The organism is Geobacillus sp. LEMMY01, from assembly GCF_002042905.1.
GTDB classification, from domain to species: Bacteria; Bacillota; Bacilli; order Bacillales; family Anoxybacillaceae; genus Geobacillus; species Geobacillus proteiniphilus.
Window position 1 is genome coordinate 81,589 of the sequence record NZ_MVKA01000028.1, and the last position, 9,349, is coordinate 90,937.

The 9,349-nt window shown below is 47.4% G+C and carries 10 protein-coding genes; 6 read left to right on the forward strand and 4 right to left on the reverse strand.

Annotation, left to right across the window (positions count from 1 at the left end; all coding sequences use genetic code 11):
- The first annotated feature begins 3 nt into the window (after positions 1–3).
- From B1A75_RS13905 to B1A75_RS13920, 4 genes are all read left to right on the forward strand, one after another.
- A complete protein-coding gene (locus B1A75_RS13905; RefSeq protein WP_079936377.1) occupies positions 4–1,908 on the forward strand; it encodes a nitric oxide reductase activation protein NorD in 1,905 nt (634 codons plus the stop codon).
- A 17-nt stretch (positions 1,909–1,925) separates the two neighbouring features.
- On the forward strand, positions 1,926–3,167 hold the full coding sequence (locus B1A75_RS13910) for a DHH family phosphoesterase (protein ID WP_074043614.1): 1,242 nt from the start codon (positions 1,926–1,928) through the stop codon (positions 3,165–3,167).
- A gap of 180 nt (positions 3,168–3,347) precedes the next feature.
- On the forward strand, positions 3,348–3,542 hold the full coding sequence (locus B1A75_RS13915; RefSeq protein ID WP_011231223.1) for a hypothetical protein: 195 nt from the start codon (positions 3,348–3,350) through the stop codon (positions 3,540–3,542).
- Between the two features lie 404 nt (positions 3,543–3,946).
- Positions 3,947–4,714: a tyrosine-type recombinase/integrase gene (locus tag B1A75_RS13920; protein ID WP_079936378.1), complete on the forward strand. Its 768-nt coding sequence runs from the start codon at positions 3,947–3,949 to the stop codon at positions 4,712–4,714.
- Between the two features lie 191 nt (positions 4,715–4,905).
- Here the strand turns inward: B1A75_RS13920 and B1A75_RS13925 are convergent, their stop codons facing one another.
- From B1A75_RS13925 to B1A75_RS13940, 4 genes are all read right to left on the reverse strand, one after another.
- Positions 4,906–5,706, reverse strand: a complete 801-nt coding sequence (locus tag B1A75_RS13925) for an ExeA family protein (protein ID WP_011229854.1) — start codon at positions 5,704–5,706, stop codon at positions 4,906–4,908.
- A complete protein-coding gene (locus tag B1A75_RS13930; protein WP_014195809.1) occupies positions 5,699–6,946 on the reverse strand; it encodes an IS481 family transposase in 1,248 nt (415 codons plus the stop codon). The genes B1A75_RS13925 and B1A75_RS13930 overlap by 8 nt, the downstream gene beginning before the upstream one ends.
- A gap of 142 nt (positions 6,947–7,088) precedes the next feature.
- A complete protein-coding gene (locus B1A75_RS20345; RefSeq protein ID WP_011229674.1) occupies positions 7,089–7,652 on the reverse strand; it encodes a DUF6431 domain-containing protein in 564 nt (187 codons plus the stop codon).
- A gap of 22 nt (positions 7,653–7,674) precedes the next feature.
- Positions 7,675–8,028, reverse strand: a complete 354-nt coding sequence (locus tag B1A75_RS13940) for a hypothetical protein (RefSeq protein ID WP_079936379.1) — start codon at positions 8,026–8,028, stop codon at positions 7,675–7,677.
- A gap of 333 nt (positions 8,029–8,361) precedes the next feature.
- Here B1A75_RS13940 and B1A75_RS13945 point away from each other — a divergent pair, with 333 nt between their 5' ends.
- Positions 8,362–8,853, forward strand: a complete 492-nt coding sequence (locus B1A75_RS13945) for a PCYCGC motif-containing (lipo)protein (protein WP_079936380.1) — start codon at positions 8,362–8,364, stop codon at positions 8,851–8,853.
- A 249-nt stretch (positions 8,854–9,102) separates the two neighbouring features.
- Positions 9,103–9,349, forward strand: a 247-nt coding sequence (locus tag B1A75_RS13950) for a transposase family protein (RefSeq protein WP_139761738.1), incomplete at its 3' end; no start/stop codon positions are given.

Below are 9,349 nucleotides of genomic sequence, written 5' to 3' on the forward strand. Positions count from 1 at the left end.
CGCATGGAGCGGTTTATGATGTTCAATGACCGAACGGTCGACTCGAGTTTGGTCATGCAGCTTTCTGACCTCGCCCAAACGCTCATGCGCCGCCGCGACGTTGCCATCCAGTTCGCCGCCCATTCCGGCGTGCATTCTGTCAAGCCGGTCGTTTACGTCAGCCATTTTTGGGATGGGTATCCACCATTGGAGCGGGAAACGGCAATGAAAAGCGACGTCGGCTTGCGCATCATCGGCACGCGGCGGCATACCGATCCATTGGCGGTCCGCGCCTTCCGACATGCGGTGGAATCCCGACCGCTCTCCAAGCTTTCCAAACAGCTGTTTACATTCGCTGAAGATCTTCGCTTGGAAGCCGTCTGCGAGCGGGAACGTCCCGGGATGAAGCGATGGTTCCGCATGCGCCGCCGCATGTACCGCCGCTACTTCACTCAGCAATGGCAAGCGAATCGAACGCGCGGCGCTTGGGCTGATCAGTTTTTGGCGGGGATGTATTTGCGGCTCACGGCCGATTCGCCGCTTGATGATGCGCCGCTGGCTCCGATGGCGGATGAAGCGGTGCAGGCGCGCCTTGAAACGTTATGGCCGCAATTTTTTGATGCTTCCTCGACAGCCGAGGTGGCGGACTGGGCGTTCGCCGTTGTGGAACTGATGGAGGACGTGCTGCCTCATGATATGGTCAATGCCTATACATCGCTGCCAATCGTTGAGGATGATGCGGACGAGAAAACGATGACGCTTCAAGATCTCAAACGGACCAACCCATTGGAAAACCGCGATGCCCTTCAAGAGGCGGATGGAGAGGCCAAGCGGCAAGTGCTGCCAACGTGGCATCGGGAAACGAGCCGGGCGGGTGGAAGCTTTCTCCGCTTTGAGCTCGAACGAGGCAGCCGCACCGAGATCATCAGCGATGAGGCGAGGCCGGGTGAAGACGGCGATCAGGCGCTGGCCGTCGTGAAAGGAACGTCTCGGCCGACGGCGCGAAACGAGTATGGCCTGGAAGCGCAAGCATCCTTCAGCGAACAGCCGCCGGCTGGAAACAGTGCGCCGTATGGCGAGGCCAACCGCCAAGCCGATCTTGTGCTTCTTCCTTCGTCGCCAAACCTCGCGCATCTTGAGCAATACCGCGCCAAACAGGCGGCGGTGGCGCCGTACCGAAAACGGCTTGTGCGCATCATGGAACAATGGCTTGAACACAAGCGCTCCGCTTGGCGCACGAACTTGCCCGTCGGTCGGCTGCGCAAACAATTGGTGTCGTTTTTCACTGATGAGCGGCCGCGCTTGTTTTACAAAAAAGGCGAGCGGACGCGGCGGTTTGATGCGGTCTTCGGCCTGCTTGTCGATTGCTCGGCTTCGATGCATGACAAAATGGAAGAGACGAAAACCGGGCTCGTTCTTTGCCATGAGGTGCTGAAAACGTTGCGCGTGCCGCACCAAATTGTCGGATTTTGGGAAGATGCGAACGAAGCAACCGCTTCGCGTCAGCCGAACTATTTGCAGCTGGCGGTCTCATTCCATCGCTCGCTTGAGCCGTCGAGCGGTCCGGCGATCCTGCAGCTCGAGCCGCACGAAGATAATCGCGATGGATTGGCTATTCGCTGGATGACCGAACAACTCCTCAAGCGCCCGGAAGCACAAAAAGTGCTGCTCGTCTTCTCTGACGGCGAACCCGCCGCGTACGGATATGAACAAAACGGCATCATCGATACGCACGAAGCAGTCGCTGAAGCGCGCCGACGCGGCATTGAGGTCGTCAATCTCTTTTTAGGCCACGGGGCCGACGATGAACAGACGCGGCGGACGATTGAAAACATCTATGGTCGCTTCCGCGTCTTTGTTCCGCATGTGAGTGAGTTGCCGGATCGGCTGCTGCCGCTCTTGAAAACGTGGTTGCAAAAAAGTTTGTGACAAAAAGGTGGGACCCAATGATCAAATTATTCACTGACAGCGATCTAGACGGCATCGGCTGCGGATTGCTCGCGAAGCTGGCGTTTGCCGAGGTGAACATTTCGTTTTGTTCCTATCGCAATTTGGATGAACGGGTCGTCCAATTCTTGCAAAGCGACGAGGCCAACGGCGCCATGTTGTTTATTACCGACTTGGCCGTCGGCAAGGAAGTGGAACAGCAACTCGCCGAACGGGCGGCGCGTGGCGGCCATGTGCAAGTGATCGACCACCACGTGACGGCGCTTCATTTCAATGACTACCCGTGGGGACAGGTGGTGCCGGTGAGGGATGATGGCAAAAAGACGTGCGCCACCTCGCTCTTTTACGACTATCTCGTCCGCGAGGGAAAACTTGCACCTAATGAAACGCTAGATGGGTTCGTCGAGCTCGTCCGCCAATACGACACGTGGGAATGGGAAGAGAATGGGAATTTGCAAGCGAAGCGGCTGAATGATTTGTTGACGATTTTCGGGCTTGACGGCTTTTGGGAGACGATGAGCGAGCGGCTCGCTTCCGGCGAACCGTTCGCCTTGACAGAGACGGAAGAGCTGCTTCTCGATATGGAAGAAAAGAAAATTCAGCGCTACATTCGGCAAAAGCAAAAACAGCTTGTTCAGCGCTGGCTTGGTGACTATTGCATCGGCGTCGTCTTTGCCGAGCGCCATTTGTCGGAATTGGGCAATGCGTTATCCAAGCGTTATCCTCATCTTGACTTGATCGCTTTAGTCAACATGGGGACGAAACATATTGGCTTTCGCACCATTCATGATGACGTCAACGTCGCTGAGTTTGCCCTGCAATTCGGTGGCGGCGGCCATCCCAAGGCGTCCGGCTGTTTGATCGATGATACAACATTTCCGCTGTTTGTCGTCGAGACGTTCCCGCTTCTGCCGGTATACGGTGATGCGGAACAAAACCAATTGAACAAAAAAGACGAGGCCGAAGGAGTGTTTTGGACAAATCACCATGGCCAATGGTGGCTGAGTCGTAAAACCGCTCAAGGTTGGAACGTGTATGCCGATGGGGGAGAGACCCATACGTTCCCAGAGGAAATCGCCGGCGAACGCTGGCTGAAGCGGCAGTTTGCCGCTGGCCTTGCCCATGATGCAGCCGTGCTCGACTTTTTAAGCGTTCGGCTCGGACGAGACAAAGATGCCATTCAAGCCGACTATCCAGCGGCCGTCAAACAATACAAGCAACAAACCGGCATTGAATCATAATGCCGGTTTTCTTATTTGGAAGTGGAACGGACAACAGCGCTAACTCGCGGTTGCCGGAGCATTCCGGAAGCCGCTTTTTTGCGACAATGCGGCAAAGAAAATGTTAACATAATTGTAACAGTTTTTGTGTTTAGGAAAAACAGTCTTTGATTATAATAAGTACATAGGGAGGTGAAGACGATGAAACAGTATGTCTTTTCCTTCTACACAGTCCAAGGGAAAACGATTGTGTGGGAAGAGGCCATTCCGGCATCTGGGATGATGGAAGCCTTTTCAAAAGCCCAACGGCTTCTGGTGAAACATAAGCAAGAAAAAGGCGTGCCAGTTCGCGTTCGGTATAAAGGCGTCCGCTATCGTCAAACGGATATTGCCTAAACGAAAGGAGAAAGGATGAGATCATGCGGTCCCTGCAGCTGCCGACGCGCAGTGGGTAACGTGCAGCTTCTTGAATGAGAATCAAGAGGCTGCGCGTTTTTATTTTATTTTAGGTGGGCGTGTCGATGGGCGTTTTTTTGTTTTGTCTCACTATTATGAGATTACTTGTTATCGAAACAGACTCTTTCATAACTTCTTATAATTTATATTATGTCGACTAGCTAATTTCTGCACAAATGGAGGGTTTCTTCCCTCAAGTGCCCATAAAATCAATTATCCGGAACTTGTTAACCTAAGTTCCTCATAATTTTTTGTGTCTACGAATTATCATTTTTTAAACGAATTATCATTGTTTTTTACCGATTTATTATCGGTCGTTGATTATCAGCTGGAGGTGTTTTTTCATGTTGTTTAGACAAACCATTGATGAATTTCTTTTGTACTTGCAAATTGAAAAAAACTATTCACTTAACACCGTTGATGGTTATGCTTATGATTTGAGATGTTTCGAGAACTTCTTAATTCAACATGGTTATTCTGTACAACTTAATGACATTACAAAAACGCATGTTCGTCGCTTCATCCAGCATCAGATTACAAAAGAAAATGTCAAGCCTAGAACGATCTATCGGAGAATTTCTTGCTTAAAATCGTTCAGTAAATACTGTGTCAAAGAAAATCTAATCGACAGCGATTTTATGATCGGAATTGATACTCCTAAAACGGATAGTAAATTACCGACTTATATGTCTTTGTCTGAACTACGAAAGTTGTTTCATTTTTTGGAGCAAGATAATAGCCGAATGGCGATGCGAAACCATCTTCTATTTAAACTATTAGCCACTACGGGTATGCGAAGATCTGAAATTGTTGAACTAACTTGGGAACAAATTGATTTATCTAACAACACGATACGTATTTATGGGAAAGGAAAAAAAGAGCGCTTACTCCCCCTTCATCCTATGGTTGTCCCTTTAATAAAAAGCTATATGGAAAGTTTAGAGGAATATCAGCTCCATCCTTCCCAACCGGTATTTTTAAATAAAAACGGCAAAAAACTGAATCCGCGTGGTTTACATAAGATATTTAAGGAAATCTTACAAAAAGCTGGTMTGCCACCTCAACGGTTCTCACTCCATCATTTGCGGCATACGTTTGCTACCTTGTTGTAAATTAGCACATTATTTCAGAATCCCTTTTTCAAATTATTTCGGACGGATTCGGAAATAATGTGCAAAATCTTTGCGAATTATTCCAGGTTTTGCAGATTATTTCCGAACATTTGCACATTATTTCGGATGATTAACTAGAATGAGGATGGATCGGGATGAAACATAACAGGGGCCGATCAGCCCCTGCTGTGTCAGTACCCCATTTCTTCGGCTGCCATACGCACAATGTCTTCGTCAATCATATGTTTTTTTAATTGAGCGCCGTATAACAGGCAAGTGGTGGCGAGGTTGTTGATGATCCGCGGCCACCCCTGCGACTGCAGGGCGATCGCTTCTAAGGCAGCTGGGGTAAAAATCGGGTGTTTCGCCCCCGCCTGTTTCAGGCGGTGTTCGATATATCCTACCACTTCTTCCTTATCAAGAGGCCCCATCTGGTATCGCATGATGATTCGTTGGTGAAGCGGACGGTGTTGATTCAACCGTAGTTTTGCCTGTAAATGGGGCAGCCCCGCCAAAATCAAGACAAACGGATTTGTTGAGTCCATGTGAAAGTTGAACAGGATCGCGATATCCTGCAGAAAGGCATCCTTCGCTAAATGCATTTCATCGAGGATGAACACTGACGTTACCCGTTGTTCATGATACAAGCGCTCGATCCCTTGTTGGATTTGATAAAACAAGTCGACCTTGCGGTATTTCGGCTCTTCCCCGAGCCCGAAGGCAAGGCCGCGATAAAAGTCCATCACGCTTCCCGTTGACAATGGAAAATAAACGACGTGATACAGTGACGGATTCAGGGATTCCTTAAACGCCCGAAGGGCGAATGTCTTGCCGGCCCCTGGTTCACCGATCAATAGCCCGATCCCTCTTGTTCGTTTCACGTAGTCCAAAGCGGCGAGGGCCTCTTGATACGAGGCCCCTTGATAAGCCTCTGGTGGATTCGTCTCCTTCGAAAACGGCTCTCGGGAAAGGGAATAAAACGTTTTATACATCGTTTTCGCCTCCCTCTACCGGAACCGTCGCAAACGGTGACCGATGGCGTTTCACATAGGCATTGTCCTCGAAGCGAACAAGGACCGCTTCGGCGACCCGTTGACCGTCTTCGTACACATACACGCCTTGTTCATCATAACGGAGTTCGATCGATTGTCCGATGAACCGGGGCGGAACTTCATACAGCTGCTTGTTCAACGTGACCGTACCATCGGCCTTCACTTTACGGTATTCGCGTTTCAAAAAGATCGAGTCGAGCCAATCCGAATCCTCGACGAACGACACCAAATGGACTTGCGATTGAAACACTTCATGTGGCGTCTTCCCGTTCAACGAGGCATGCGGTTTTCGATGGTAATCTTCCTCCAACCACTTCCAAAATCGCTCGTTTAGCTCTTCGAGCGACTTCGGTGAATTCATTTCGAGCAACGGGTAAAACCGCGTCTGTACGGTGCGGAAAAATCGTTCGATTTTCCCTTTGCTTTGCGGATCGTACGGCTGGGTATGGATCAAGGTGATCCCTAACTCCGCGCAGGCGTACTGCAAGGGTTCCGCCCGATAAATCTTGCCGTTATCCGAGTAAATTCGCTTCGGCTTTCCGTATCGAAGCAGCGCTTCCTTGGTTACGATCCGCAACCCGTCAAATTTCTCGGAAGAGAAAAACTGAGCGTACGGCACGACCCGCGAGCAGTCATCGATATAGGCAATCAAAAACGTTTTTTGCGTTTTGCCATTCACGCGAATCAACGGGCCATGGGACAAATCACCTTGCCAGAGCTCATTGACCTGATCGTACGCGAATCGTTTTCGTTCAGGAATCGGTAAAATTTCTTTCCCCACGAGGTTGTATTTTTTTAAAAGTCGGTATATAGTGAAATAAGAGATGGATTGGATTTCCCCCTGCTCGATAAGGTGTTGGTAAAACACCGTCACGGGCATGTGGGGGTGTTTTTTTCTCAGGGCTAAAATGTGATCCTCTTCTTCAGGTGACAGCCTCCGGGAATGGCCACGGTCCGACCGTCGTTTCGGCTTCAGCGCCTCAAAGCCCCCTTTTTTGTACTGCGTGCACCAGTCGAGGATCGTTTTGGCGGCGATGCGTTTCTCTCCATGGTGGGGAACTTGATGGATCCGTTCCGCTACTTCCTTCAAGTACGTTTTTGGATCGACTTGTCCATTCACCAATGGAGCGATCAATCCATACCGAAATAAAGCGATCTCCTGTCTCATCGACTCATTCATTTCGATCTCCTCCTTCGTTCATCCCATTCTAGGACCTTATCGGTCCATCCTGTCTCTATCCTATCGGATCATTCCCCCGACCGTCGAGAGGAAAGGTTTGTGGAATCTATAAATGATTCCATATAAGGGGATATAAGTAAAATCAGGAACTGAATGTACGTGCAAAAAGATGCGTCGATCGGTGCTCCCATATCTCTTGGATGACGAAAAAGAGGCCGATCTCCTCCATCGTCTGGATCCACCATAGGGCTCGTTCTCTCGCTTGGGCGATGGCAGGACCAATTTTTCTCCAGCGCTCCGCAAAAAACCAATGAAGGTGGTTCAAATTTCGGAATAAACGTCGGACATAAAATAAAACCCCTTCATCCGTAGGAAGGAGTGGAGCCTCCTCCATCCCCCGTTTCGGAGTCAGGCCCAACCGTTCTTTCACCACTCTCCATATGGTGGGCAACGTATACTGAAAATAAGGGAGAAGAAATGAAGGCAACACGGCCACCGTCCTCCTGCACTCCGGGCAGCGATACCGAGCGATCCAAATGCGATAAGACTGATGCGACGTCACGGCATTTCGTTCGTAGTACCCATGGCGATAAAGAGGTCGTTTTGCCTGGCAATGAGGGCACCGCTTAAGAAGGGGAAAGTCGTTTTGTTTTCCCCGCTGGGCATATGTCTGGACATCGACCTGAAAGTCATGAAACCGAATCACGTCCTCGCCCCCCCTCTGGAAATCACCCATGTCCCATTCCGAAATAATTCACAAAAAATTTAGCACATTCTTTCGGAAAGGGGGAGAGGGATATTCCGAAGGAATGTGCAAAAAAGAGTCTTTTTTGTGCGGAAATAAAGTGATAATTTACAAATACCCCTAAGACAATTCCCATCCAGCTGTTCTGAGTAAAACTTTCTGGAAGCAATTCGAATAGAATTAATCCGAGCAACAGACCGCCGCAGAAAACGAAAATCCGCTCTATCTTCATTCCTAAAATAAAACGGAATAAAAAGCTGAAAATCCCCCCCAAGGTAATTCCTAAAAACATAAAAATAGTAATGATGGGAACCATTAATATTGCTCTTTCCCCCATGATGTCACCCTTCCTTTTGTCCATAATTCATTTTTATCTATCTCTATGCATGGATGTAACAAAACATGTCTTATCAACATAAAAACATCCTTTTCTTTCCGTTTTCCCGTAATAAAGTGATTCGAGGCTATAACGGAAAAATTAGATCGATTTTTTACATTAATATTTTCATTTCTTCCGTCTATCTAATATCTCATATTCCGTTTAACCAACTATGTATTGTGTTGTTTCAAACTAAAAAGCATTTCACTGTTTTAAGAAAACTTGTATAATAAAGGTGTGTCTTTTATGAATATATGTTCATTTATTAATCTAGTGTCAGGAGGATGTAAAATGGTAAATTACAAAAAATTTTTCCCTATTACATTATTAAGTGCGCTCTTAATTGTGGGTTGCTCTAATTCGCTACAAGAATCAGAAAACAACAAAAAAGAACATCAACAAACAGAAAGCAGAGATATTGTAGAAGAAACAAAAAGTGTCGAGGTTCTACCAAGTTTCTTGAACGATAAACCGAAGGAAATGAAAAACTTATACGCTAGCGCAGCGAAAAACAGAGAATTGCTTGAAAATATTCCGTGTTATTGCGGCTGCGGTAAATCTTCTGGTCATAAAAATAATTATGACTGCTTTGTATATAAAAATCATAAAGACGGAGCAATTGTGTGGGACGATCATGCTACAAAATGTGGAGTTTGCCTAGAAATTGCGGCCACTTCCATTCAAGATTATAAAGCAGGAAAATCAATAAAAGAGATTCGAAAAAAAATTGATGAAGCATATAAAAATGGGTATGCCGAACCGACTCCAACGCCAAACCTGTAATATCTTAATAACGTTGAAGTTTTAAAAGTCCCTGTACTGACTCTTAGATGGAGTACTCTTCAAACTTGTAAGAGTACTCCTAATCTTTTTTATAAAAAACAGCAAGCATGAATCGATAATAAGCAAAAGGAGTTAATTTTATTTTGGTTCATCACCAAATTTTGTGATTTAGTGACAAAAAAGAGAAAGCACTGACGAGATCCTGGCAATAATGTTAGCGGTGAAATCAACATTAAGGAGGTCTCGTAAGTGCTTTCGATACCACTAGGATTGCCAGAATTTAAAGTGATTAAACAAGAACTTCTTTCCTATGGTTATGCGATTCATGTAGAGAAAACAGAGACACAGGAACGTTGCCCTCATTGTGGGTTTGCCACTTCCTCTGTCCACGACAGACGGACAAGAAAAGTACGGGATTTGGCGATTTTCCATCAACCGGTGTACTTGTTCGTAAAGGTAAAGCGCTATCGGTGCTGGAATTGTTCCCAAGTGTTTT